Origin of the sequence: Ensifer sp. Root954 (assembly GCF_001429005.1) — a bacterium.
In the GTDB taxonomy this organism is placed as follows: Bacteria; Pseudomonadota; Alphaproteobacteria; order Rhizobiales; family Rhizobiaceae; genus Ensifer; species Ensifer adhaerens.
Map to the genome: position 1 here is coordinate 38,689 of NZ_LMJM01000020.1, position 24,360 is coordinate 63,048.

A 24,360-nucleotide genomic window follows, 5' to 3' on the forward strand; every position below is an offset into this window, starting at 1 on the left:
CCGGCGGGCAGGCCGATGGCCGCGCCATGCCCGTTCGCGCCCAAGTTTCAAACAGGCAACAGGAGGATGCCCCAATGAAAACAACGACGCTTTCCCTCATGCTCTTTGCAGGCACGGCGCTTGCCGCCCTGCCCGCCCAGGCTGCCGGCAGCCTCAACCTCATCTGCTCCGCAGACGTGGTCATCTGCGAACAGATGACCGGCGACTTCCAGAAGGAAACCGGCATCAAGGTCAACATGGTTCGCCTGTCTTCGGGCGAAACCTACGCCAAGATCCGCGCCGAGGCGCGCAATCCGAAGACCGACATCTGGTGGGCAGGCACCGGCGACCCGCACCTGCAGGCAGCCTCTGACGGCCTGACGCTCGAATACAAGTCGCCGATGCTGGACCAGCTCCAGGACTGGGCGAAGAAGCAGGCTGAAGGCTCCGGCTATCGCACCGTCGGCGTTTATGCCGGCGCGCTCGGCTGGGGCTACAACACCGAGATCTTCCAGAAGAAGGGCCTGAAGGAGCCGAAGTGCTGGGCCGACCTGCTCGACGCCTCGCTGAAGGGCGAGATCCAGATGGCCAACCCGAACTCTTCCGGTACGGCCTATACCGCGCTTGCCTCACTGGTGCAGATCATGGGCGAGGACCAGGCATTCGACTATTTGAAGAAGCTCAACGGCAACATCGCGCAGTACACCAAGTCCGGCTCGGCACCGGTGAAGGCAGCCGCACGCGGCGAAGCCGGCCTCGGCATCGTTTTCATGCACGACGCCGTGGCACAGACTGCCGAAGGCTTCCCGATCAAGTCGATCGCGCCTTGCGAGGGCACCGGCTACGAGATCGGCTCGATGTCGATCATCCGCGGCGCCAAGAACCTGGACAATGCCAAGGCCTGGTACGACTGGGCGTTGAAGCCCGAGGTCCAGTCGCGCATGAAGGACGCCAAGTCCTTCCAGCTGCCGTCCAACAAGTCGGCCGAAGTGCCGAAGGAAGCACCGAAGTTCGAGGACATCAAGCTGATCGACTACGATTTCGCCACCTTCGGCGATGCCGAGAAACGCAAAGCCCTGCTCGAGCGCTGGGACCGCGAGGTCGGCGCGAGCGCCAACTGATCGCGGCCTGAACGGTTCGGCCGGGTGATTGATCCGGCCGGCACCGCCCAACGGTCCCAACCGTCGTTCATCGCTTCCGGCAGGCGCCGCGGCGATGCAATGTCACATCATCTTTCATTCCAAATTGCGCAAGGACCGTCATGGAACATCGCAACCGCAGGCTCGACCTCACGCTCGGGCTCGGACTGGCCGCCTTCTTGGCTGTCCCCTGGTATCGCATCGAAGGCGGCTTCTTCGGGCTCGGCTGGCTTGCCGATTTCCCCGGGGATTTAGCCGTTGCCCCCGGCCTGATGCAGATTTTCGCCCATGATAAGCCGTGGCTGATCGTGGCGCTGGCGCTGCTCGGCATCTGCGTCGCAGCGCGTTTCGTCCGCGATCCCGCGCGTCGAGGGCTTCTGCTTGCCGTCGCCGGCGCAGCGGGGGTTCTGTATCTCGCTCTCCAGGGGCTGGCGATCGGCTTTTCCGGCTGGACCTGGACGATCAGCGAGACCCTGTTCGGCACGCTTTCCGACGGTCAGCCGTCAATGGGCGCCGGCGCCGTGCTTATGGCACTCACCTTCGTTCTTCTGTTCGCCTTCGGGCTGGCCGAGCGCGGCGTGCTCAAGGGCGACGCCTTCATCGTCGCGGCGATTTCCCTGCTCGTGACCCTCGTCATCGTCTTCGTCTTCTATCCGGTCGGCAGCATGTTCGCGGCGTCGGTTCAGGATTTCGACGGCTCGTTCAAACCGGATGGTTTCATCCGCAATATCCAGGACGCCTCGATCTGGAGCCTGAGCTGTGTCGTCGGCGAAGGCCGCTGCGGCGTCGCCTGGCGCACCCTATGGCTGGCGCTGATGACGGCGTCCGGCTCGACGCTGCTTGGCCTTGCCTTCGCGCTTGTCGCCACCCGCACCCGCTTCCCCTTCAAGAAGGGCATGCGGCTCTTGACGGTGTTGCCGATCATCACGCCGCCCTTCGTCATCGGCCTGGCGTTGACGCTGCTCTTCGGCCGCGCCGGGGTCGTTACCGAATTTCTCTCGGATGCCTTCGGCGTCGAACCGGGGCGCTGGCTCTATGGCCTTACCGGCATCTGGATCGCGCAGGTCCTCTCCTTCACCCCGATTTCGTTCCTCGTGCTGATCGGCGTCGTCGAAGGGGTCAGCCCTTCGATGGAAGAGGCGTCGCAGACGTTGCGCGCCGATCGCTGGCGCACCTTCTGGACCGTCTCTCTGCCGCTGATGAAGCCGGGCCTGGCGAACGCCTTCCTCATCGGCTTCATCGAAAGCATGGCCGACTTCGGCAATCCGCTGGTGCTCGGCGGCAGCCATGGCGTGCTCTCGACCGAAATCTTCTTCGCCGTCGTCGGCGCGCAGAACGATCCGTCCCGTGCGGCCGTACTCGCCATCATCCTTCTCTGCTTCACGCTCACGGCCTTCGTGGCGCAACGCTACTGGCTCGCCGGCAAGAACTATTCGACCGTGACCGGCAAGGGCGATTCCGGTGCCCACAGTGCATTGCCACGCTCGATCTCGATCGGCGTTCACGCCATCGTCATTCCCTGGATGATCTTCACCGTCGTCGTTTACAGCATGATCCTCTTCGGCGGCTTCGTGAAGACCTGGGGTCTCGACAACTCGCTGACGCTCGACCACTACGCCAAGGCCTTCTCGATCTCGTTTGCCGACGGCGCAATCGCCTGGACGGGTGTTGCCTGGAACTCCTTCTGGACGACCATGGAGATCTCGCTGATCGCAGCACCACTGACGGCTATGGTCGGGTTGCTGACGGCCTATCTGATCGTGCGCCAGCGTTTCGCCGGCCGTGATGTCTTCGAGTTCGCGCTGATGCTGAGCTTTGCTATCCCCGGCACCGTCATCGGCATCAGCTACATCATCGCCTTCAACCTGCCGCCGCTCGAAATGACCGGCACGGCGCTGATCCTCGTCGCCTGCTTCGTCTTCCGCAACATGCCGGTCGGCGTGCGCGGCGGCATTGCGGCGATGAGCCAGCTCGACAAGAGCCTCGACGAGGCGTCGCTGACGCTTCGGGCAACGAGCTTCCGCACGTTGCGCAAGGTCATCCTGCCCTTGCTGCGTCCGGCGATCGTCGCGGCACTCGTCTATTCCTTCGTCCGGGCGATCACCTCGATCAGCGCCGTCGTCTTCCTCGTCAGCGCCGAGTACAACATGGCCACCGCCTACATCGTCGGCCTTGTCGAAAACGGCGAGTTCGGCGTGGCGATCGCCTACTCCTCGGCCCTCATCCTGGTGATGATCACCGTCATCACCGGCCTGCAACTCCTCGTCGGCGAACGCAAGCTGAGGCGCGAGAACCGCGTCCTCGGCGCCGCTCCGGTCCGTTCGTCCAACACCATCTCCCAGGAGAAAACCGCATGAGCACCTCCATGAGCACCCCGCGCACCGGCTCGGTCGTCTTCCAGAACGTGCGCAAGCAGTTCGGCAGCTTCACCGCCATCCACGACCTGTCGCTCACCATCGAGCCGGGCACGCTGGTGACCCTGCTTGGCCCCTCCGGCTGCGGCAAGACGACGACGCTGCGTATGCTGGCCGGCCTCGAACACCCTTCCGCCGGCCGGATCCTGATCGGCGGCAAGGACGTGACCATGCTGCCGGCCAACGAGCGCGACGTGTCGATGGTCTTCCAGTCCTATGCGCTCTTCCCGCACATGTCGGCGCTCGACAATGTCGCCTACGGCCTCGAATCCTCGGGAATCAAGAAGAAGGAAGCGCGTGAGCGCGCCGAAGAAGGCCTGCAGCTCGTCGGCCTCGGCGGCCTCGGCCAGCGGCTTCCGGCCGAACTTTCGGGCGGCCAGCAGCAACGCGTCGCCGTTGCCCGCGCGCTCGTGCTCGAACCGCAGGTGTTGCTGCTCGACGAACCGCTGTCCAACCTCGACGCGCGACTGCGCCGCAAGGTGCGCACAGAAATCCGCGAGTTGCAGCAGCGCCTCGGGTTCACCGCCGTCTACGTCACCCACGACCAGGACGAGGCGCTTGCCGTTTCCGACCGCATCATCGTCATGAAAGATGGCGCGATCGCGCAGCAAGGTGCGCCGCGCGACCTCTATGAAGCGCCGGCCTCCACCTTCATCGCCGACTTCATGGGCGAGGCCAATGTGCTGCCCTGCGAGGTGACCGCGACCGACGCCGGCCTGGCGACGATCCGCATCGGCGGATTTGAGCACCGCCTGCCCTCCAAGGGCACCCGGACGGGTCCGTCGAAACTCGCCGTACGGCCCAACGCGGTAACGCTGACGCCAGCCAAGGGTGCGGCCCTTTCAGGCACGATCAGCAGCGCCGCCTATCTCGGCGGCCACGTCGAATACGAGGTCGAAACGCCGGCGGGTCTCCTCTTTGTTGTCGATCAGGCGGTGGAGGAAATGCTATCTCCGGCAACGGAGGTCGCGATCGGTTTCCGCAGCCGCGGCCTCGCTTTGATTGACGCATGACTTTTCACACAGCTGGATACGAGAAGGACACTTGCATGACTGCTGAAATTGCCGGCCTCGATGCCCGGTTCGCGCTTGCCAAATCCATGGCCGAGGAGGCCGGCCAGCTCGCCTACGATTACTTCCTGAAGCGGGAAACGCTCGTCATCGAAACCAAGCGTGACGCCCACGACGTCGTGTCGATCGCCGACCGCAACGTCGAGACGTTGATCCGCGACAAGATCGCGGCCGCGTATCCGGACGATGGCGTGCTCGGAGAGGAGCATGGACTTCTCGACGGCACATCCGGCTTCACCTGGGTGCTCGATCCGATCGACGGCACCACGCCCTTCGTCAACGGCATGCCAAACTGGTGCGTCTCGATTGCGGTGGTCTATGCGGAGAAACCCGTTATCGGCGTGATCCACTCGCCCTGCCACCAGGAAATCTATGCCGCTGCAACCGGCCGGGGCGCGACGCTGAACGGCAAGCCGCTTCGTCTCGACGGCACGCGCACGATCCGCAACGCCGTCACCGGGCTTGGCGCCAACGATCAGGTGAAACCTGGCGAGATGGGTGCCATCGTCGAGCGCCTGCTCTCGAATGGCGGCAACTTCATGCGCAACGGTTCCGGCGCACTGATGATCGCCTATGTGGCGGCAGGTCGCCTCGTCGGTTATTACGAACCCTACATGCATGCCTGGGACTGCCTTGGCGGCTATTGCCTGGTGACCGAAGCCGGCGGCTGGACGCTGCCTTTCCCCGCGCGGGGCGAGGCGCTGACGCATTGGGCGCCGGTGTTGGCCGCAGCCCCGAGCGCCGTCGATGACCTGCTGAAGGTCGCCCAGCTTGACCGGGCAGCAGCTTGATCACTCTTGCGCCGAGCCGGTGGGTTTGTCGGGCTTGAACCCCAGCAGACCACCGAGTTCCATCGGGAATGGGAAGATCACGGTCGAGTTCTTCTCGCCGGCAATGACGTTCAAGGTGCTCAGATAGCGCAACTGCATGGCCTGAGGCTGCCGGGCGAGGATCTCGGCGGCCTCGAGCAGCTTGGCCGCGGCCTGCTGCTCACCCTCGGCATTGATCACCTTGGCGCGCCGCTCGCGTTCGGCCTCCGCCTGACGGGCAATCGCCCGAACCATGCTCTCGTTGATGTCGACATGCTTGATCTCGACGGTCGCCACCTTGATGCCCCAGGCATCCGTCTGGCTGTCGAGGATCTTCTGGATATCGTCGTTCAGCCGATCACGCTCGGCCAGCATCTCGTCGAGATCATGTTTGCCAAGCACGGACCGCAGGGTCGTCTGCGCCAGCTGGCTCGTCGCCATCATGAAGTCCTCGACCTGGATCGTCGATTTCTCGGCGTCGATCACCCGGAAATAGATCACGGCGCTGACCCGAACGGAAACGTTGTCATGAGAGATGACGTCCTGGCTCGGCACGTCCAGCACCCGGGTTCTGAGATCGACCCGCACCATCTGCTGCACATAGGGCACAAGCAGGATCAGCCCCGGCCCCTTGACGCCGGTGAACCGGCCGAGGGTGAAGATCACGCCCCGTTCATATTCACGCAGGATCCGGATCGAATAGGCGATGACGAGAATGACGAGCACCAGCAACGCAGCAAAAGGAGCAAGGCTCCCGAACATGTCCATGACCATTCCTCCATTCCGGGCGCCTTCACCGCGCCCTCACCCGATCCGCGGGCGCTATGTCTTTGGTCCGTCGCGGATCACTTCGAGCGTCAGTCCGTTCCGCCCGATGACCTTCACGTTCTCGCCCCTCGACAGCGTCTCCGTGCTGACGGCCTGCCAGCGCTCGCCATGGGCGATGACGTAACCGGCCGCGCCGGTCCAATTTTCGACCGTGCCGGCAAGGCCGATCATCTGTTCGCTGCCGGTCACCACCGCGTGGCGGCTCGAACTGAAGGCGAGCCGAGCGACCAGAAGGCTAAAACCGAGGCTTGCAACCGCAAGCGCCGCCAGCACGGACCAGGAAACCCCAAAACCCGGCGTATCCGTATCGAAGAGAATGGCCGCGCCCAGAACCAGTGCAAAACTGCCGCCGGCGCCGAGCACGCCGAAGGATGGCGAATGCGCCTCGGCGACCATCAATCCGATCCCGAGCATGATCAGCCCTATGCCGGCATAACTGACGGGCAGCACCGAAAGCGCATAGAGCCCGAGCAACAGGCAGATGCCGCCGATCGTTCCCGGCGCCACCGACCCCGGCGACAGGAACTCGAAGATCAAGCCGTAGATGCCGATCATCATCAGGATGACCGCGATATTGGGATCAGTGACCACTGAAAGCAGCCGGGTGCGCCAGTCGGGCACGAAGTCCTCGGTCGTAAGACCTGCGGTATCGAGCACGATCTCTCGCTGCCCCACGCGCACCGTCCGCCCGTTCGCCTGCTTCAGGAGATCGGTAACGTCGGTCGCGGTGAAATCGACGGCCTTTTCCCGGACGGCGGCCTCGGCCGAGAGGCTTGCAGCCTCGCGCACCGCCTTTTCGCCCCAGTCGGCATTGCGCCCGCGCAACTCCGCCAGCCCGCGGATATAGGCCACGGCATCGTCGACCATTTTTGCCTCGCCCGGGCTCTGCGCCGCCGGCTGTTTGTCGCCGTCCTTACCCTCACCGAACATGTCGCCACCGATCGCAATCGGCGTCGCGGCGCCGAGGTTCGTTCCCGGCGCCATCGCCGCAATGTGGCTGGCATAAAGGATGTAAGTGCCGGCGCTCGCCGCCCGCGCGCCGCTCGGCGCAACGTAGGTTGCGACGGGTATGGGCGAGCCAAGGATCGCGCGGATAATCTCGCGCATCGAGGTGTCGAGGCCGCCGGGCGTATCCACCTGCAGGACCACCAGCGGCAGGCGGCGCTCTTCCGCCTTCGTCAGGCCACGCCTGACATATTCGGCGGTCGCCGGACCGATGGCGCCGTTGACATGCAGCACCAAGGCGACCCGATCGTTTTCGGCCCGCGACGAAGCTGGAAACGCGAAGGACAAGATCAACAAAAACAACAGCGTGAGGGTTCGCAACATCCGTCGTCAGAACCTCGCATGCTCGACACCTGCGAAGAGGGCCACTCGCCGCATGATAGCACAACACAAGGTTAGCACGAAGCGAAGGCCTCTACTGCGCCGGCGGGTCCGCACGTCAGAGCACAGGACGCCGGCGGCCTCTCGGCTGCGACGGGATGACAACGGCGGCGATCGGCGGTATCTGCTAGATGTTCATTTGAGCGGCAACGCTTCGCCGCCAATTCGAGGCTGCCTTCGTGGCGCCTTCCGGTTTCAGCAGAACAGGATTTTTGGGTTTGGAGACGACCCTCTACCAACCGATCAAGAGCTTCCTCGAAACCCGCGGCTACAGCGTCAAGGGCGAGATCGGCGGCTGCGATATCGTCGCGCTCAGCGACGACGAACCGCCGCTGGTGGTCGTGTGCGAACTGAAGCTGAGCTTCAACCTCGAATTGATCCTGCAGGCGGTCGATCGCGCCACCGCGGGCGACGAGGTGTGGGTCGCCGCCCGTGTTTCGGCCAAGGGCAAGGGGCGGGAGAGTGACCGGCGTTTCCGCGATCTCTGCCGCCGGCTCGGCTTCGGGATGCTGGCGGTCGCCGACAATGGCATGGTCGATGTTATTCTCGCGGCTTCCGCGGTGATGCCGCGCAAGAACAACAGGAAAAGAGCGCGCCTGATCAGCGAGCATCGCCGCCGCAAGGGCGATCCGACCGCGGGTGGCGCCACGCGCACACCGATCATGACCGCGTATCGGCAGCAGGCGCTCGCCTGCGCTGCCGCCCTGCAAGTCGGCCAGCAGCGCCCGCGCGATCTGCGCCCGGTAGCACCCGATGCCGCCAAAATCCTGCTCAGCAACGTCTATGGCTGGTTCGAGCGGGTCGACCGCGGCATCTACGCGCTGTCGGAACAGGGCGCCGAAGCACTTCGCCGCTGGCCTCCGCTCGAGACCGCAACGGTCGTGATCGCCGAGGCATCCGAAGCATGACACAGCCTGGAGCCCTCCGGTGAACCCCGCGCTTCGCCTTCTCTATCTTTGCCTCGCATGGCTGATGGTCGGTCTCGGCGTCATCGGCGCCTTTCTTCCGATCCTGCCGACGACGCCGTTCCTGTTGCTGGCAGCCGGGCTCTTTGCCCGCGCCTCGCCCCGGCTGGAGCAATGGCTGCTCAACCACCGGGTCTTCGGGACCTCGCTTCGGCTGTGGCGCGAAAAGGGGGCGATATCCCGGCGGGCCAAGACCGGTGCGGTCAGCCTGATGGCCGCCAGCTTCGGCCTCTTCCTTTTCTTCGGCAATCCGAGCCTCTCGCTCGCCGCTATCGTCGCAGCCGCAATGGCGCTTCCCGCGCTTTTCATCCTGACGCGTCCAGCGGAGTAGCCGGTCGGCACGGCCAACGAACCAGGCCGGTGCAAACGGGAAACGATACTTTTCCTCTCAAGAAATACTTGATTGCGCGCGAAAAGGTCGAAATATACTCCGGGCGCACACGCTATAAGCGTATACATCCATACTTAGTGTTTTTGTAAATCAAAATATACTTCGAACAACTCAAGAACAAAGTTGTACAAATGTGCAATTTCCGCGGCCGCGCAGCGGCTCGCTCTCTTGCTCGACCGTTGTTCCGCATCCACGCAATGCACGATCGCGTGGATTTATGCATCGCGAACGGCCGTGGAAACGTTTCATCGGCTCACATAGGCACCTGCTGAACGCAGATAGACCCCCAAAACTGACGATTGGCGATTGACAAGCCGGTCCGGTTGGCTCCATCTATTGCATTACAAAGGCAGCAATTCCTTAATAAAGGAATATGTGGAGGAGCATATGCCTGACATGCTGGTGAGCTTGTATTCGCCGATCCTCGGTGAACTCAAGCGCAGAACAAAAACTGACAAGGTGACGATCCGTCCCGCATTGCCGCCGGAAATGGGCCTGGTCGTCGGCTGGGTTCGGGAGAATTTCAGCGAGAACTGGGCGAGCGAGGTGACTGTCGCCTTCACGCGCAGGCCCGTCGCCTGTCTTATCGCGGTCGACGACGGCAAGCTCGTCGGCTTCGCCTGCTACGACACGACCGCTCCCGGCTTCTTCGGCCCGACTGGCGTCGATCCCGTCGCCCGCGGCAAGGGCATCGGCGTCGCCCTGCTTTCCGATTGCCTCGACACCATGAAGACGCTTGGCCACGCCTATGCCTTCATCGGCGACGCCGGCCCGGTCGATTTCTACGCAAAGACCGTAGGCGCCGTGCCGATCCCCGCCCCCGACAAGGGGATCTACCAGGGCATGCTGCGCCGCCCCTCCAAATAATTCCAATCTCGGAGCCTCTGAATGTCCTCGACACCCCTCGCCCTTTTTGTCGGTCTTCCGAACCCTACGCTTTCGGACGACGAGTTCGCCCTGTTTCGCGAAACGAACCCGCTCGGTCTCTTCGTTGGCCGCCGTAACCTGCGTGATCCGCAGCAGGCAAAGGCTCTGATCGAACGCTTCCGCGAAGCCGTCGGCCGCGAAGACGCTCCCGTCTTCACCGACCAGGAAGGCGGACGCGTTCAGCATCTCGACGCCGGCCCCTGGCCGCTGTTCCGCTCCTTCGGCGAATTCGCCGAACTCGCCCGCCGTGACTATGCCCTCGGCAAGAAGGCCCTGCGCCTGTCAAGCCAGGCCATGGGCACGATGATGACCGATCTTGGCCTGACGAGCGGCTGCTCGCCGGTGCTCGACCTCGTCTTCTCGACGACGAGCTCCGTCATTGGCGCCCGCGCCTTCGGCGCCGACCCGGACTTCATCGCCGCACTCGGCCGCGAAGTGGTCGACGGCCTGCTCGAGACCGGCAACATGCCGATCATGAAGCACATTCCCGGCCATGGCCGCGCGACGCTCGATTCGCACAAGGAGCGCCCGGTCGTCGACGCCTCGCGTGAATTGCTGACGTCCACCGATTTCAAGCCCTTCGTCGCCCTGCGTGACACGCCCTGGGCCATGGTCGCCCACGTCGTTTACTCGGCCTTCGACAAGGAACTGCCGGCGTCCATCTCGCCGATCATGCACGACGTCATCCGCAACAACATGGGCTATGACGGCGTCCTCATCTCCGACTGCATCTTCATGGAATCGCTGCGCGGCACCCTGCCGGAGCGTGTTCGCCAGGTGCTCGATGCCGGCTTCGACATCGCGCTCCACAGCCATGGTGATCTCGCCGAAAGCGAAGCGGCAGCCAAGGCGGCAAGCCCGCTGACCGCCGCCGCGCAGAAACGCATCGACGCCGCCAACGCCCGGCTCGGCACGCTCAAGGTCGACGTGCGCGCCGTGCATGCGGAAGTCGAGGACATGTTCAACAGCGCCCTCGTTGCCTGACCGAAACAAGAAATCCTAGCGATCTAAAAGGGGAACTACCGTGAAAAAATCGCTTCTCGGCGCAGCCACCGCGCTCGCCCTCATCGCCGGCCCGGCGGCGGCACAAACGGTGCTGACGGCCAATATCGAGCCGGCGACCACCTGGGTTCGCAACTTCAACCCGTTCAACCAGACCTCGGCGCGCCAGAGCACGCTCGACTTCATCTACGAGCCGCTGGTCGTCTTCAACCGCTTCGACGGCAACAAGCCGGTCTTCCGGCTGGCCGAAAGCTTCAAGCTCTCGGACGACCTGAAGTCGATCGAGTTCAAGCTTCGTCCAAACCTCAAGTGGTCCGACGGCAAGCCGCTGACGGCGACCGACGTCAAGTTCACCTACGACTACCTGAAGAAGTTCCCGGCGCTCGACTTCGTCAGCATCTGGACCTTCATCACCGGTGTCGAGGCCGTGGACGCTGAGACCGTGCGCTTCACGCTCGCCAATCCGAGCTCGCTTGCAGCCGAACAGCTGGCGCAGCTGCCGATCGTGCCCGAGCACGTCTGGAAGGACATTGCCGAGCCGGTCACCTACGCCAACGAGGCGCCCGTCGGCAGCGGTCCGCTGACCGAAATCCCGCGCTTCACCGGCCAGACCTACGACCAGTGCCGCAACCCGCACTACTGGGACGCAGCAACGCTCAAGGTCGACTGCGTGCGCTTCCCGCAGCTTGCCGACAATAACCAGATCCTGACGGCGACCGCGTCGGGCACGCTCGACTGGGGCGTCTCCTTCATCCCGGATATCGAGAACGTCTATGTCGCCAAGGATCCGGAACACTTCCACTTCTGGTATTCGCCAAGCAGCATGGTCGCCTTCCTGTTCAACCAGGAAACGGCGAACGAAAACAACCGCAAGGCCTTCAACGACGTGAAGTTCCGCCGTGCCGCCTCGATGGCGCTTGACCGCGGCACCATGGTCGACGTCGCCGGCTACGGCTACCCGACGCTCAACGAAGACCCGGCAGGAATGGGCGAGCTCTACAAGAGCTGGGCCGATCCGTCAGTCGCGGCCGATTTCGGCAAGTACGGCAAGTACGATGCGGATGCCGCCAAGGCGCTGCTCGACGAGGCCGGCTACGCCGACAAGGACGGCGACGGCTTCCGCGACAACCCGGATGGCAGCAAGATCTCGTTCTCGATCATCGTTCCGAGCTCCTGGACCGACTGGATCGACACGGTGACGATCGCCGTCGAGGGCCTGCAGGCCGTCGGCCTCGACGCCAAGATCGAGACGCCCGAGGAAGCGGTCTGGACCGGCAACCTCATCAACGGCACCTTCGATGCGGCGATCAACAGCCTGCCGGCATCGGCCTCGCCCTACTACCCCTACAAGCGCGCCTTCAGCGCGTCGGACAAGGGCAAGACCCGCTTTACCTCGCAACGCTGGTTCAATCCGGATGTCGAAGCGCTTCTGACCGAGTTCACCCAGACCGCCGACCCGGCCAAGCAGAAGGAAGCGATGAACAAGGCACAGCGCATCGTCGCCGAAAACATGCCGATGATCCCGGTGTTCAACAACCCGAACTGGTACCAGTACAACACCAAGCGCTTCAAGGGCTGGGCGACGGCGGAAAACCCCTTCGTCAACCCGTCGATCACCCGCAACAACCCGGCGCGTCTTCTGCACCTGCTGGCGCTTGAACCGGTGAAGTGATCCCTGATCGAAGGCGCGGCGCCCTTTCGGACGACGATCCGGGAGGGCGCCGCATCTCGATCGGCAACGGTGGCGGGCGCTTTTCGTCCGCCACGCAATCGTCCTTGGGGTCAGTCTCCACGGGCGGTTCGACAAGAAGACAGCCCTGCCGCCTGACGCGCTCTTGCGGCAGCCGCAGTCGATGGAGTTCCCGATGGCCTTTTTGCTTCGCCGCCTCTGCTTCTATCTGGCGGCCTTCGTCGCAGCGGCGACGATCAACTTTTTCCTGCCGCGGCTGATGCCCGGTGATCCGGTGCAGATCATGTTTTCGAGCGCCGGCGCTGAACTGCCGCCCGAAAGCCTGCAGGCCCTGAAACTCACCTTCGGCTTCGTCGATGGCCCCCTTTGGCAGCAGTACCTCACCTATCTCGGCAGCATCTTAAGCGGCGACCTCGGCCGTTCCATCAAGTATTTCCCGCTGCCGGTGACCACCGTGCTCGGCAACGCACTCGTCTGGACCGTCGGTCTGATGGGAACTGCCACCATCGTCAGTTTCGCGCTCGGCACCTTCCTCGGCATTCTCGCGGCCTGGCGCCGTGGCAGCCTGTTCGACGTCATCGTTTCCGTCGGCGCGATCTTCGCGACCTCGGTTCCCGCCGTCGTCACCTCGCTGATCGTCGTCTTCACCTTCGGCTTCACGCTTGGCTGGTTCCCGACCGGCTATGCCGCCGATCCGGCGCTCGATCCCGCCTTCACGTTCGAATATATCGGCAGCATCCTCTACCACGGCATCCTGCCGATGCTGACGCTTTGCGCGGTTCTGACCGGCGGCTTCGCCGTGACCATGCGCAACAACATGATCAACCTGCTCGGCGAAGACTACATCGTCATGGCCCGCGCGAAGGGGCTCTCCGACACCCGCGTGATGATCTGGTATGCGGCGCGCAACGCCCTGCTGCCGACCGTCTCGAGCCTTGCCATCGCCATCGGCACTGTGCTCGGCGGCTCGCTGGTGACCGAGGTGGTGTTCAACTATCCGGGCCTCGGCAACATTCTCTACCAGGCGATCCTCGCCCGCGATTACCCCGTCATCCAGGGACAGCTCTTGATCATGACCGCCACCATGCTCATTGCCAATTTCATCGTCGACGTCAGCTACGTGCTGCTCGACCCGCGACTGAAGAGGGCGTGATATGAAAACCTCCTCCTTTCCGCTCATCCACAACCGCAAGGCCATGGTCGGCGCGCTGATCGTCGCCTTCATCCTGGCTGTCGCGATCGCAGCCCCCTTGCTGACCTCCTATGACCCGGGCGCGCGCGTCGGACGGCCGCATCAGTCACCGTCGCTCGAGCACTGGCTCGGTACCACCCGTATCGGCCAGGACGTCTTCGCCCGCCTCATCTACGGCGCACGCACGTCGCTCGCCGTCGGCTTCGGCGCCGGGCTTCTGATCACCATTGTTGGCACAGCACTCGGCATCATCGCCGGCTATCGCGGCGGCAAGATCGACGAGGTCATCAGCTTCTTCACCAACATGGTGCTGGTCGTGCCGAACCTGCCGCTGCTGCTCGTGCTCGCCGCCTTCATCGGCCAGGCAAGTCCGTGGGTCATCGCGCTCATTCTCGGCTGCACGTCCTGGGCCTGGGGTGCCCGTGTCACCCGCGCAGAGACGCTGTCGGTCAAACAGAAGGACTATGTGAAATCCGGCGAGATGATGGGCGAGCCACGCTGGCGCATCATGACCTTCGAAATCTTCCCCAACCTCATCTCGATCGTCGGCATCAACTTCATCGGCAGTGTGATTTTCGCGATCATCACCCAGGCGACGCTCGAGTTCCTGGGCCTCGGCGATCCCAAGGTCGTTTCCTGGGGCACGATGCTCTATGCGGCGCAGAAGGCCTCCGCCCTTTCGGTCGGCGCCTGGTGGGACATCCTGACGCCCTGCTTCGCGCTCGCCTTCCTCGGCATTGGCCTGTCGCTGCTCAACTTCGCCGTCGACGAAATCGCCAATCCGCGGCTTCGCACCGGCAACCGGCTCGGCCGCTGGTCCGCGCTCATCCGTTCCGGGGAGGGCCGCCTGTGACCGCACCTTTGCTTTCGGTCAAGAACCTGACCATCGATTACATTGGCGAGACCAACGATTTCCGCGCCGTCGACAATGTCAGCTTCGACGTTGCCCCCGGTGAGGTCTTCGGCCTTGCCGGCGAATCCGGCTGCGGCAAGAGCACGATCGCCTTTGCCATCAGCCGGCTGCACAAGCCGCCGGCGCTGATCCGCAAGGAAAGCGCCATCCTGCTCGACGGCCGCGACGTGCTCGACCTCGACCAGAAGGATCTCGCCGACTTCCGCTGGCGCGAAGTGGCGATGGTGTTCCAGAGCGCAATGAACTCACTGAACCCGGTGCTGCGCATCGAACAGCAGTTCTACGACGTCTTGAAGACGCACAAGCGCATCACCCGCGCACAGGCGCGTGATCGCACCGCCGAGATGCTCAAGCTCGTCGATATCTCGCCGGACCGGATGCGCGATTATCCGCACCAGTTTTCCGGCGGCATGCGCCAGCGCATCGTCATCGCCATCTGCCTTGCGCTCGATCCGCGGCTGATCGTCATGGACGAGCCGACGACGGCGCTCGACGTGGTGGTGCAGCGCGAAATCCTGCAGCGGATCAACGAACTCCGGCGCAAGCTCGGTTTTGCCGTGCTCTTCATTACCCACGACCTCGGGCTGATGGTGCAGTTCTGCGACCGCATCGGCATCATGCTCGGCGGCAAGCTGGTCGAACAGGGCACCGCCGACGCCATCTACCGGACACCGGAGCACGACTATACCAAGAAGCTCTGGGCCTCCTTCCCCTCGCTGCACGGAGGCGTTCTTCGATGACCGGCATGTCCGCACCCATTCTTACCCTGGACAAGGTCAGCAAGACCTTCGGCAATGGCCCCGCCGCCGTGCCCGCGGCGAGGGCTATCTCGTTCTCATTGCATGCGGGCCGGGCGCTTGCCGTCGTTGGCGAATCCGGCAGCGGCAAGACCACCTGCGCCCGCATCGCCATGCGCGAATACGAGCCGAGCGAAGGACGGCTGCTCTATAAGGGCAAGCCCGTCGACGCGGCCGGATCCAAGGAAATCGCCGACTATCGCCGCTCGGTGCAGATGATCTTCCAGGATCCCTTCGCTTCGCTCAATCCGGCCCACACCATCGCCTACCACCTGAAGCGGCCGCTGATGCTGCATCGTGCTGACATCAGGGGTGCGGCGGTCGACGAAGAGATCAAGGCCCTGCTTCGGCAGGTGAAGCTCGATCCTGAGATCGTCGCGCCGAAGTACCCCCACGAACTTTCCGGTGGCCAGCGCCAGCGCGTCAACATCGCCCGGGCGCTCGCGGCCAAGCCCGAAGTCATCGTCGCCGACGAGCCGACCTCGATGCTCGACGTTTCCGTGCGGCTCGGCGTGCTCAATCTCTTGAGCGAAATGAAGCGCGAGATGAATCTCGGCCTGCTTTACATCACCCACGACATCGCGACGGCCCGCTACGTCGCCGAGGATATCGCGGTGATGTATGCAGGCCAGATCGTCGAATGGGGCAACACCGGCAAGGTCATCGACAACCCGGCCCATCCCTATACCAAGCTGCTGCTCTCGGCTGTGCCGGATCCGGACATCCGCTTCGACGATCCGAACGCGCAGGTGAGCTCAGCCGAAGCCGATGAAACGCGCCGGCGTTCGGCGGCGACCCAGGAGACAATCCGCGAGGTCGAGCCCGATCATTTCGTGCGCGCGGCCTGAGCCGCCCACCGACTGGCTAAAACAAAAACGCCCCGCTTACCGCGGGGCGTTTTTGTTTGGTCGCGAAAAGCGCAACCCCGTCGATTTTTGGCCCGGCGCCCTCGTGCGCCGGGCCATAAAATCAGGCGGCTTCGCGCTTTTCGACGTCGGTCGGAACGGTGGAGATCGTCTTCAGGATCTGCGAAGCGATCTGGTAGGGGTCGCCCTTGGAGTTCGGGCGGCGATCTTCGAGATAGCCCTTGTAGTCGTTGTTGACGAAGCTGTGCGGAACGCGGATCGACGCACCACGGTCAGCAACACCGTAGCTGAACTGGTGGATCGAAGCGGTTTCGTGCTTGCCGGTCAGGCGCATGTGGTTGTCCGGGCCGTAGACGGCGATGTGGTCGGCACGAGCTTCGGCGAAAGCAGCCATCAGCTCTTCGAAGTATTCCTTGCCACCGACTTCGCGCATGTAGGCGGTCGAGAAGTTGGCGTGCATGCCCGAGCCGTTCCAGTCGGTGTCGCCGAGCGGCTTGCAGTGGTATTCGACGTCGATGCCGTACTTTTCGGTCAGGCGCTGCAGCAGGTAGCGGGCAAGCCAGATTTCGTCGGCAGCCTTGCGCGAGCCCTTGCCGAACACCTGGAATTCCCACTGGCCCTTGGCGACTTCCGCATTGATGCCTTCATGGTTGATACCGGCAGCCAGGCAGATGTCGAGATGCTCTTCGACGATCTTGCGGGCCACGTCACCAACGTTGCTGAAGCCGACGCCGCAGTAGTAGGGGCCCTGCGGCGCGGGGTAACCGGCATCCGGGAAGCCGAGCGGGCGGCCGTTCTGATAGAAGAAGTATTCCTGCTCGAAACCGAACCAGGCGCCGTCGTCATCCAGAACCGTAGCGCGGGTGTTGGACGGATGCGGCGTCTTGGCATCCGGCATCATGACTTCGCAAAGGACGAGAACGCCGTTCTTGCGCTCCGGATCCGGATAGACGGCGACCGGCTTCAGCACGCAGTCCGAGCTGCTGCCTTCGGCCTGCATCGTCGACGAACCGTCGAAGCCCCAGAAGGGCAGCTGTTCCAGCGTCGGGAAAGCATCGAATTCCTTGATCAGGGTCTTGCCGCGCAGGTTCGGGGTGGGCTTGTAACCGTCGAGCCAGATGTATTCGAGCTTAAACTTTGTCATTTCGTTCTCTCACATGACGCCAGGAATGGCTTGGTTCCGAAGCGGTTGGGCAATCCAGACTGGCTGCCCGACGACCGATGAGCGTTAAGAAGCATTAATCGTGCCAACTCGAATTAAGCGTCGAGAATCCAGAAAAAAGGGTCACTAGGGGCAGGTGCGAGCGCGGCCGAACCGATGGCACAGCGCAAGGAAGCAGCGATTCGCACAAAAAATAGGCAAAACCTGCCCGACTCCGCGGCAAAGCAGGGCGGCAAGTCTGCGGTCAAAGATCCAGCGTCAGTAGATGCCGGCGATTGCCTGCAAAACGTGCAGTGGCGCAATGAACCGGACAGGTCAACTTCAGCGCCCGACGACGCATTGGCGCATGATCGCGGGCAGGACCTTGAACAGCCGCGCGTCCTCGCACTGGGAAACATTGAAGCGCATGAAGCCGTTGGCGGTTCCGGCGTGAGAAAAGACGTTGCCGGGCGCCAGCACGATTTCCTGCTGCAGTGATTTCTGCGCCACCTCGGCCGCGTCGATGCCATCGGGCAAACGGCACCAGAGAAACATGCCGGCCTGCGGCTCGATCCATGGCGTGATGCCGATCTCCCCGAGCCGCGCCGCCGTCTCGTTCATCGACCGTGCCAGGCGCTCGCGCAGTGCCTCCATGTGCTTGCGGTAGCTGCCGTCCTTGAGCATCGCAAAAACCAGCTCCGCCGCAAGGCTCGGCCCACCGAACGTGGTGGCGATCTTCAGGTCGACCAGCCCCTCGATCCACCCCCGCGGCGCGGCGATGAAGCCGCAGCGGATGGAGGCCGAGAGAGTCTTGGAGAAGCTGCCGATCTGCACGACACGCTCGAGCCCGTCGAAGGCGGCAAGCCGCGGCGCCGGCGTATGCTCGAAATCGGCGAAGATATCGTCCTCGACGATCGTCAGCCCGGCCTGTTCGGCGAGCTTCAGCAGACGATGGGCAACGACCGGCGAGAGCGTGGCGCTTGTCGGATTGTGAAGCCCGGAATTGGTGATGTAGAGCCGCGGCCGGTGGGTTGCGAGAACCTCAGCGAATTTCTCGAGATCGGGCCCCGAAGGCGTATAGGGCACGCTTACGACCTCTGCCCGATGGGCGCGCAGCAGAGCATGGAAATTGAAATAGCAGGGGTCGTCGACCACGACCGTATCGCCTGGCTCAATCAGGAAGCGGCAGAGCAGATCGATCGCCTGCGTCCCGGATTCCGTCAGGATGATCTGGTCGGGCGATGCCTCGACACCGTGCTCGCCGAGACGCCGCGCCAGAAGCTGGCGTAAGGGCCGATGGCCAAGCGGCGTTCCGTAGTCCGTCAGCCCGCTCGCCTCCAGCTTGGATGCCGATTTAAGAGCACGGCGGATTGCAGTTTCCGGCATCCAGCTCGGCGGCAGCCAGCCGCAGCCGGGCTTCAGCACGCTATCGCCCGTTTCCAGCGCCTGGCGCGACACCCACAGCGGATCGACGGCCCGGTCGAGCCGCGGACCGATCTCGGCCAAAGACAGAGGCGCCAGCGGCGCCGCCACGAAGAAGCCGGCGCCGGGCTTCGAGCGAATGACACCTTCGGCCACCAGCCGTTCATAGGCTTCGACGACGGTGGATTTCGAAACGCGCATGGTGTTGGCGAAGGCGCGGATCGACGGAAGCTTCGCCCCCGGCGTTAGGACACGCCCGGCGATCCGCTGCCGGATCGTCGACATCACGCCTTCGAGCAGCGTTTCGCTGCCGAGCTCCAACTCCTGAACCGTCATCCGTACTGCTCATACATCCAATACAGTTTTGCAAAACTGTACCGCATTGTCTCTGGCAGAGCCAGTCCGTTCGACGGATACAGACGAAAAAGGAGAATGCTATGGACAAGACGGCAGACGGTTGGATGAGCGGTTTTCTCGGGGTGCTGATCTTCAGCGGATCATTGCCAGCGACCCGCGTCGCAGTGATGGACTTTGATCCGGTGTTTCTGACAGTCGCGCGCGCGGCGATCGCCGGCCTGCTCGGCCTCTTGCTGCTTCTCATCTTCCGCCAGCCGCGACCGGCGAAGGCCGATCTCGTTTCGCTGGCAATCGTCGCCTTCGGCGTCGTGCTCGGCTTTCCGCTGCTAACCGCGCTGGCCTTGCAGCACGTCACCTCGGCGCATCTGATCGTCTTCGTCGGACTTCTGCCATTGGCAACCGCGATCTTCGGCGTGCTTCGTGCCGGCGAGCGGCCGCGCCCAGCCTTCTGGTTCTTTTCCTCGCTCGGCAGCGCCGCGGTCGTCGGTTTCGCGCTGGTGCAGGGCTTTGCCGCATCGCCCGTCGGCGACCTCCTGATGCTCGGCGCCATCATTGTCTGCGGCCTCGGCTATGCCGAAGGCGCCAGCCTTTCGCGCAAGCTTGGCGGCTGGCAGGTGATCTGCTGGGCGCTGGTCCTGTCCTTGCCGATCATGCTGGCGCTGACGCTCTTCACGCTGCCGGCCTCCTTCGCAGCCGTCACCAACGGCGCCTGGGCGGGCCTTGCCTATGTCTCGCTCTTCAGCATGCTCGTCGGCTTTGTCTTCTGGTATCGCGGCCTTGCGCTCGGCGGCGTCGCCGGCGTCGGACAGTTGCAGTTGCTGCAGCCCTTCTTCGGCCTGGCACTCGCTGCAACACTTCTCGGCGAGCCGGTCAGCTGGAGCATGCTGGCCGCGACCGGCGCGATCGTGCTCTGCGTTGCCGGCGCCAAGAAATTCGCGAAATAGGCGGCTTTTCACGGGGCGGCGCAGCCCAAGCCCTTCAGAGGCGGTCGAGCTTCAACCGCGCGCCGAGCAGATCGAGAAAGCGGCGGATCTTTGCAGATGGGGTCCGCCCTTCCAACCACAGCGCATGGATCGGCACCGGGGCCGGCTCGAAGTCTTCAAGCACGGTTTCGACCTTGTCGGCATCGATCAGATGTTTGATCTGCCAGAGCGGCGAAAAGCCAAGGCCGAGGCCCTGCTCCACCGCCGCATAGATCGCATTCATCGAGTTGGTGCGAAACCCGCCGCTCACCTTGACGGCGCGAGCCCGCCCGTCGATGCTGAACATCCAGACGCCGGGTCGCTCGTCGCCCGTGCGCGTGACGCAACGATGCGCAGCGAGTTCCTGCGGATGAGACGGCCGGCCGAAGCTCGCAAAATAGGCGGGCGAGCCGAAGACGACGCGGCGAAGCGCGCCCAGGCGCTTGCCGGTCAGGCCAGAATCCTGCAGATCGCCGATCCGCAAGACCAGATCGAGTCCGCTCGCTGCCAGATCGACGAAGGCATCGGAGAGGTCGAGATCGACCTCGACTTCCGGATATTTCGCCATGTACTCGGCGATCACAGGTATCAGGAACCGCGGCGCAAACAGATTGGGCGCCCCAAGGCGCAGCACGCCTGACGGCTCGGAGCGCCGCTGTGCGGCCTCCTCGCGCGCGTCGTGTATCTCCTCCACCGCAGGCTTGATGCGCAGATAAAAGCTCTCGCCCGCCTCGCTCGGCATTGAGCGGCGGGTCGTGCGATGCACCAGCTCGACACCGACATCGGCTTCGAGCATGGCGAGCGACCGGCTGATGGTCTGGAGCGGTCTGCCCAGGCGTTTCGCCGCGGCCGTCAGGCTCCCCTGCTCGACGATGGCCAGAAAGGCCTCCAGATCTTCGATGCGGCTCATTCGATAATCCCGTTTTGCTGGAGAATAAATCACATTTTGCGTCGATTGTCCGCATTGTTGTGCAGCACTAGCTTGAGATCGTCACATCACGACGGCTCGAAAGGCAGACCCCATGAACCAGCGCTCCAACACGATCCTTGTCGTCGGTGCCACCGGCCGCTTCGCCGGCCTTGTCCTTCCCGAACTGGCGCGGCGCGGCGCCAGGGTCCGTGCCCTCATCCGCGACGAAGCGCAGGGCACGATTGCGAAATCGCTCGGTGCATCGGAGATCGCGATCGGCGATCTGCGCGAGCGCACCAGCCTTGACCGGGCACTTGAGGGCGCTGACGGCGTCTTCCACATCGGCCCGGCCTTTGCGCCGGACGAGGCGGCGATGGGCGTATCGATGGTCGAAGCCGCCGTTCGCGCCAGCGTCCGGAAGTTCGTTTTCTCCTCGGTCATCCAGCCAACCCATGTGCGGCTGAAGAACCATGCAGCCAAGATCCCGGTGGAGGACGCGCTCTATTCCTCGCCGCTCGAATACACCATTTTGCATCCGGCAAACTTCATGCAGAACCTGCGGTCGGCCTGGGCGAGCGTGCTTGCCACCGGCAGCTTCGCCGAGCCGTTTCCGACAGCAACGCGCATCGCCCGTGTCGACTACCGTGATGTCGCTGAAGTCGCGGCCATTGCCCTCACGGAGGACCGGCTCGCCTATGCGACGCTGGAACTTAGCGCCGAGGGCCGGCACAACCGCGAGGAAATCGCCCGAATGATGAGTGCCGCGCTCGGTCGGCCGATCGTTGCGGCAACCATCGGCTTTCACGAATGGGCAAAACCGATCGCCGCGAAATACACCGACCACCAGCTGGAGCTGCTGTCCAAGGTTCACGCCCACTATGCCGAAGTCGGACTTGGCGGAAACAGCCTGACGCTGCGCGCCGCTCTTCAGCGCGAACCGCGCAATCTCGAGAGTTTCATTCGCGAGCTGGCGCAGGCCTAACGGTCGGCGGCCACACCTATTCCCTTACCCCCGGAGTTCACCTCATGTCAAAAAAGCTTCCGCATCGATACCAGGCCATCGTCATGCCGCTTGTTCTTTCCGTCCTGATGTCGGGCATCGTCTCCTTCGTCTCGACGGCCATCGGCAACGGCATCCATCCCGATATTCTCGCACTATGGATCAAGGCCTGGGCTTTCTCCTGGCTGGTCGCCTTTCCGAGCCTGCTCGTGGTTCTTCCGCTCGTGCGCCGCATCGTGGCGGCGACCGTCGAACAGCCGCGCAGCAACTGACCGATCTCGCGCTATTCACCCCGAGCCGACCTTTCGGGCGCAACCGATATTTTTAGGATATCTAAAAACGATTGACAGGAAATCGGGCCGCGCCCTAGCTTGAGGAGAGACGAGAAGGGGACAGACAGTGACGACGGACCATGCCAGCGGCGCTTCGACCGGCGAGGCAGAAACGCCGCCGCTCGGCGATCGCCTGCGCCAACGGCGAAAGGCCCTGAAGATGACGCTTCAAGAGGTCGCCGACGAGGCCGGTTTTTCCGTCGGCTTCATCTCGCAGATCGAGCGCGGCATCACCGTCCCGTCGCTGACCTCGCTGATCGCTGTCTGCCGGACCTTGAAAGTCGAGGCCGGCAGCTTCCTCAATCCGCCGAAGGTGGCGACGCCATTTACCCGGCGCGAACACCGTCCGGTCTATGGGCTCGGCGGAGAAAGCGGCAAGGCCGTCTCCTATGAGCGGCTCTCCGCCTCCTTTCCCGGCAACGTGCTCAGAAGCACTATTATCCACGAGCCGCCCGGCCATCGCAGCGAGCCAATGTCGCATGAGGGAGAGGAAATCTTCTTCATCCTGAAGGGAGCGTTGACGCTGGAGGTGGACGGCGAAGCGATGGTTCTCGAAGCGGGCGATTCCGCTCATTTCCCGTCGCTGCGCACCCATACGATGTGGAACCACACCAGTGAGCCGACCACGATCCTGCACACCTGCACCATGGACGTCTTCGGCGACGGAGCGCCCTCAGGAAGCCCCACCGACAGCCTCGCCGTGACCCGGGCCGAGAACCGGCTCGAGGGGATCGCCGAAGGCAAGTGACGGGCGCCACAGCCAGCGCCGCCACGAGTTCTTAGAACATATCGCCCCATCGCTGGCCTTACGGCAGGAGCACCAAGGCGCCTGTCGTCTGGCGTCCTTCGAGCCGGCGATGCGCCTCGGCTGCCTCGGCCAATGGCAGTCGCGCGTGCACGCGGATATTGACCGCGCCGCGCGCGACAACGTCGAAGAGATCCTTGCTCATCGCCAGCACGTCCTCGCGTCGCGATAGATGCGCCGGTAACAGCGGCCAGGTGGCATAAAGCGATCCCTTCTGCGCCAGCGTCGTGATGTCGAAGGGAGGGATCGAGCCGGAAGCGGCGCCGAAACTGACGAAATGACCGAAGGGGCGCAGGCTGTCGAGCGAACCTTCGAACGTCGCCTTGCCGATGCTGTCGTAGACGACGTCGACCCCCTCGCCTTCGGTGATTTCGAGCACGCGCGTTGCAAAGTTCTCCTTGCCGTAGTCGATCACGTAGTCCGCACCATTGGCCCGCGCCAGTTCGGCCTTCTCCGGCGAACCGACGGTGCCAATGACCTTTGCCCCAAGATGTTTCGCCCATTGCGTCAGGATCAGGCCGACACCGCCCGCGGCCGCATGAACGAGGAGGGTGTGGCCGGCCTCGACCCGGAAGGTGCGACGCAACAGATATTGCGCCGTCAGCCCTTTCAGCATCATCGCCGCACCCGTCTCGAAGTCGATATCCTCAGGCAGATGCACGAGGACACGGGCCGGCACATTGTGTTCCTCGGCATAGGCTCCGAGCGCCTCGGCATAGGCAACGCGGTCACCCGGCTTGAAGCCCTCGACATCGGGCCCGACAGAGACCACCTCTCCGGCTCCCTCCTTACCTGGGATGAATGGAAGCTGCGGCGGCGGGTAGGCGCCGCTGCGCAAATAGATGTCGACGAAGTTGACGCCGATCGCCCGGTTGCGCACGCGCACTTCCCCCGGGCCGGGTTCGCCGAGTTCGAAATTTTCGTAGGCGAGCACATCGGGCCCGCCGTGCTGATGCACGCGGATAGCTTTCATGGATCTGGTCCTCTGGTTGAGTTGGCTGGTCCTGGCAGCCTCCAGGCGGCGGCCGATGCCGATCTGCCTGATGCTGCCTCGCCTTCCTCG

The 24,360-nt window shown here is 63.6% G+C and carries 23 protein-coding genes; 17 read left to right on the forward strand and 6 right to left on the reverse strand.

Annotation, left to right across the window (positions count from 1 at the left end; translation table 11 throughout):
• Positions 1-74: 74 nt before the first annotated feature.
• The 4 genes from ASE71_RS10880 (at position 75) to ASE71_RS10895 (ending at position 5,393) form a co-directional block, all read left to right on the forward strand.
• Complete coding sequence (locus ASE71_RS10880) at positions 75-1,100, forward strand: ABC transporter substrate-binding protein (RefSeq protein WP_034790034.1); 1,026 nt, start codon at positions 75-77, stop codon at positions 1,098-1,100.
• A 140-nt stretch (positions 1,101-1,240) separates the two neighbouring features.
• The gene (locus tag ASE71_RS10885; protein WP_034790035.1) at positions 1,241-3,475 is read left to right on the forward strand and encodes an ABC transporter permease; all 2,235 of its coding nucleotides are present in this window, start codon (positions 1,241-1,243) and stop codon (positions 3,473-3,475) included.
• An 8-nt stretch (positions 3,476-3,483) separates the two neighbouring features.
• Complete coding sequence (locus ASE71_RS10890) at positions 3,484-4,545, forward strand: ABC transporter ATP-binding protein (protein WP_034790301.1); 1,062 nt, start codon at positions 3,484-3,486, stop codon at positions 4,543-4,545.
• Between the two features lie 35 nt (positions 4,546-4,580).
• Positions 4,581-5,393: an inositol monophosphatase family protein gene (locus tag ASE71_RS10895; protein WP_060519913.1), complete on the forward strand. Its 813-nt coding sequence runs from the start codon at positions 4,581-4,583 to the stop codon at positions 5,391-5,393.
• Here the strand turns inward: ASE71_RS10895 and ASE71_RS10900 are convergent, their stop codons facing one another.
• Entirely contained in the window at positions 5,394-6,179 is a 786-nt protein-coding gene (locus tag ASE71_RS10900) for a slipin family protein (RefSeq protein ID WP_060519915.1), read from the reverse strand.
• Positions 6,180-6,233: 54 nt separating this feature from the next.
• Entirely contained in the window at positions 6,234-7,568 is a 1,335-nt protein-coding gene (locus tag ASE71_RS10905) for an NfeD family protein (protein ID WP_060519917.1), read from the reverse strand.
• A gap of 275 nt (positions 7,569-7,843) precedes the next feature.
• On the opposite strand from ASE71_RS10905, the gene ASE71_RS10910 reads away from it, so the two are divergent.
• The 9 genes from ASE71_RS10910 to ASE71_RS10950 all read left to right on the forward strand — a co-directional run bounded on the left by ASE71_RS10910 (position 7,844) and on the right by ASE71_RS10950 (position 16,350).
• Positions 7,844-8,533, forward strand: coding sequence for a DUF2161 domain-containing phosphodiesterase (locus tag ASE71_RS10910; protein ID WP_060519920.1), 690 nt, complete (start codon positions 7,844-7,846; stop codon positions 8,531-8,533).
• A gap of 19 nt (positions 8,534-8,552) precedes the next feature.
• Positions 8,553-8,921, forward strand: coding sequence for a YbaN family protein (locus ASE71_RS10915; RefSeq protein ID WP_082566561.1), 369 nt, complete (start codon positions 8,553-8,555; stop codon positions 8,919-8,921).
• A gap of 447 nt (positions 8,922-9,368) precedes the next feature.
• The gene (locus ASE71_RS10920) at positions 9,369-9,848 is read left to right on the forward strand and encodes a GNAT family N-acetyltransferase (RefSeq protein WP_034790046.1); all 480 of its coding nucleotides are present in this window, start codon (positions 9,369-9,371) and stop codon (positions 9,846-9,848) included.
• A 21-nt stretch (positions 9,849-9,869) separates the two neighbouring features.
• Positions 9,870-10,892: a glycoside hydrolase family 3 N-terminal domain-containing protein gene (locus ASE71_RS10925; protein ID WP_034790067.1), complete on the forward strand. Its 1,023-nt coding sequence runs from the start codon at positions 9,870-9,872 to the stop codon at positions 10,890-10,892.
• 40 nt (positions 10,893-10,932) lie between these two features.
• Positions 10,933-12,582: an ABC transporter substrate-binding protein gene (locus tag ASE71_RS10930; RefSeq protein ID WP_060519922.1), complete on the forward strand. Its 1,650-nt coding sequence runs from the start codon at positions 10,933-10,935 to the stop codon at positions 12,580-12,582.
• A 193-nt stretch (positions 12,583-12,775) separates the two neighbouring features.
• Positions 12,776-13,753 (forward strand): ABC transporter permease, encoded by a 978-nt coding sequence (locus ASE71_RS10935; protein ID WP_060519924.1) that lies wholly within the window; start codon positions 12,776-12,778, stop codon positions 13,751-13,753.
• Position 13,754: 1 nt separating this feature from the next.
• Complete coding sequence (locus tag ASE71_RS10940; RefSeq protein WP_060519926.1) at positions 13,755-14,645, forward strand: ABC transporter permease; 891 nt, start codon at positions 13,755-13,757, stop codon at positions 14,643-14,645.
• The gene (locus tag ASE71_RS10945; RefSeq protein ID WP_034790084.1) at positions 14,642-15,445 is read left to right on the forward strand and encodes an ABC transporter ATP-binding protein; all 804 of its coding nucleotides are present in this window, start codon (positions 14,642-14,644) and stop codon (positions 15,443-15,445) included. Before ASE71_RS10940 ends, ASE71_RS10945 begins: the two co-directional genes overlap by 4 nt.
• Positions 15,446-15,450: 5 nt before the next feature.
• Entirely contained in the window at positions 15,451-16,350 is a 900-nt protein-coding gene (locus ASE71_RS10950; protein ID WP_060520020.1) for an ABC transporter ATP-binding protein, read from the forward strand.
• Positions 16,351-16,471: 121 nt separating this feature from the next.
• On the opposite strand, the gene ASE71_RS10955 is transcribed toward ASE71_RS10950, so the two are convergent.
• Together ASE71_RS10955 and ASE71_RS10960 are read right to left on the reverse strand one after the other, a co-directional pair.
• The gene (locus tag ASE71_RS10955) at positions 16,472-17,512 is read right to left on the reverse strand and encodes a glutamine synthetase beta-grasp domain-containing protein (RefSeq protein WP_034790086.1); all 1,041 of its coding nucleotides are present in this window, start codon (positions 17,510-17,512) and stop codon (positions 16,472-16,474) included.
• 339 nt (positions 17,513-17,851) lie between these two features.
• Positions 17,852-19,267 carry a PLP-dependent aminotransferase family protein gene (locus tag ASE71_RS10960; protein ID WP_060519928.1) on the reverse strand — a complete coding sequence of 472 codons (1,416 nt, stop codon included), beginning with the start codon at positions 19,265-19,267 and terminating at the stop codon, positions 17,852-17,854.
• A 101-nt stretch (positions 19,268-19,368) separates the two neighbouring features.
• On the opposite strand from ASE71_RS10960, the gene ASE71_RS10965 reads away from it, so the two are divergent.
• Entirely contained in the window at positions 19,369-20,232 is an 864-nt protein-coding gene (locus tag ASE71_RS10965) for a DMT family transporter (RefSeq protein WP_034790119.1), read from the forward strand.
• A gap of 34 nt (positions 20,233-20,266) precedes the next feature.
• On the opposite strand, the gene ASE71_RS10970 is transcribed toward ASE71_RS10965, so the two are convergent.
• On the reverse strand, positions 20,267-21,160 hold the full coding sequence (locus ASE71_RS10970; protein WP_034790120.1) for a LysR family transcriptional regulator: 894 nt from the start codon (positions 21,158-21,160) through the stop codon (positions 20,267-20,269).
• Positions 21,161-21,272: 112 nt separating this feature from the next.
• Between ASE71_RS10970 and ASE71_RS10975 the strand changes: the two genes are divergently transcribed.
• The 3 genes from ASE71_RS10975 (at position 21,273) to ASE71_RS10985 (ending at position 23,240) form a co-directional block, all read left to right on the forward strand.
• Positions 21,273-22,142: an NmrA family NAD(P)-binding protein gene (locus ASE71_RS10975; RefSeq protein WP_034790122.1), complete on the forward strand. Its 870-nt coding sequence runs from the start codon at positions 21,273-21,275 to the stop codon at positions 22,140-22,142.
• A 44-nt stretch (positions 22,143-22,186) separates the two neighbouring features.
• Positions 22,187-22,432: a DUF2798 domain-containing protein gene (locus tag ASE71_RS10980; protein WP_034790124.1), complete on the forward strand. Its 246-nt coding sequence runs from the start codon at positions 22,187-22,189 to the stop codon at positions 22,430-22,432.
• 127 nt (positions 22,433-22,559) lie between these two features.
• Positions 22,560-23,240 (forward strand): helix-turn-helix domain-containing protein, encoded by a 681-nt coding sequence (locus ASE71_RS10985; RefSeq protein ID WP_063891316.1) that lies wholly within the window; start codon positions 22,560-22,562, stop codon positions 23,238-23,240.
• 58 nt (positions 23,241-23,298) lie between these two features.
• On the opposite strand, the gene ASE71_RS10990 is transcribed toward ASE71_RS10985, so the two are convergent.
• Positions 23,299-24,270 carry a quinone oxidoreductase family protein gene (locus ASE71_RS10990; protein WP_034790126.1) on the reverse strand — a complete coding sequence of 324 codons (972 nt, stop codon included), beginning with the start codon at positions 24,268-24,270 and terminating at the stop codon, positions 23,299-23,301.
• Between the last annotated feature and the right edge of the window lie 90 nt (positions 24,271-24,360).

Bases quoted from the DNA above. Each gene is read 5' to 3' on its own strand.
- ASE71_RS10880 (WP_034790034.1), top strand. From the start codon at position 75: ATGAAAACAACGACGCTTTCCCTCATGCTCTTTGCAGGCACGGCGCTT.
- ASE71_RS10885 (WP_034790035.1), top strand. From the start codon at position 1,241: ATGGAACATCGCAACCGCAGGCTCGACCTCACGCTCGGGCTCGGACTG.
- ASE71_RS10890 (WP_034790301.1), top strand. From the start codon at position 3,484: ATGAGCACCCCGCGCACCGGCTCGGTCGTCTTCCAGAACGTGCGCAAG.
- ASE71_RS10895 (WP_060519913.1), top strand. From the start codon at position 4,581: ATGACTGCTGAAATTGCCGGCCTCGATGCCCGGTTCGCGCTTGCCAAA.
- ASE71_RS10900 (WP_060519915.1), bottom strand. From the start codon at position 6,179: ATGGACATGTTCGGGAGCCTTGCTCCTTTTGCTGCGTTGCTGGTGCTC.
- ASE71_RS10905 (WP_060519917.1), bottom strand. From the start codon at position 7,568: ATGTTGCGAACCCTCACGCTGTTGTTTTTGTTGATCTTGTCCTTCGCG.
- ASE71_RS10920 (WP_034790046.1), top strand. From the start codon at position 9,369: ATGCCTGACATGCTGGTGAGCTTGTATTCGCCGATCCTCGGTGAACTC.
- ASE71_RS10925 (WP_034790067.1), top strand. From the start codon at position 9,870: ATGTCCTCGACACCCCTCGCCCTTTTTGTCGGTCTTCCGAACCCTACG.
- ASE71_RS10935 (WP_060519924.1), top strand. From the start codon at position 12,776: ATGGCCTTTTTGCTTCGCCGCCTCTGCTTCTATCTGGCGGCCTTCGTC.
- ASE71_RS10940 (WP_060519926.1), top strand. From the start codon at position 13,755: ATGAAAACCTCCTCCTTTCCGCTCATCCACAACCGCAAGGCCATGGTC.
- ASE71_RS10950 (WP_060520020.1), top strand. From the start codon at position 15,451: ATGTCCGCACCCATTCTTACCCTGGACAAGGTCAGCAAGACCTTCGGC.
- ASE71_RS10955 (WP_034790086.1), bottom strand. From the start codon at position 17,512: ATGACAAAGTTTAAGCTCGAATACATCTGGCTCGACGGTTACAAGCCC.
- ASE71_RS10960 (WP_060519928.1), bottom strand. From the start codon at position 19,267: ATGACGGTTCAGGAGTTGGAGCTCGGCAGCGAAACGCTGCTCGAAGGC.
- ASE71_RS10965 (WP_034790119.1), top strand. From the start codon at position 19,369: ATGGACAAGACGGCAGACGGTTGGATGAGCGGTTTTCTCGGGGTGCTG.
- ASE71_RS10970 (WP_034790120.1), bottom strand. From the start codon at position 21,160: ATGAGCCGCATCGAAGATCTGGAGGCCTTTCTGGCCATCGTCGAGCAG.
- ASE71_RS10975 (WP_034790122.1), top strand. From the start codon at position 21,273: ATGAACCAGCGCTCCAACACGATCCTTGTCGTCGGTGCCACCGGCCGC.
- ASE71_RS10980 (WP_034790124.1), top strand. From the start codon at position 22,187: ATGTCAAAAAAGCTTCCGCATCGATACCAGGCCATCGTCATGCCGCTT.
- ASE71_RS10990 (WP_034790126.1), bottom strand. From the start codon at position 24,270: ATGAAAGCTATCCGCGTGCATCAGCACGGCGGGCCCGATGTGCTCGCC.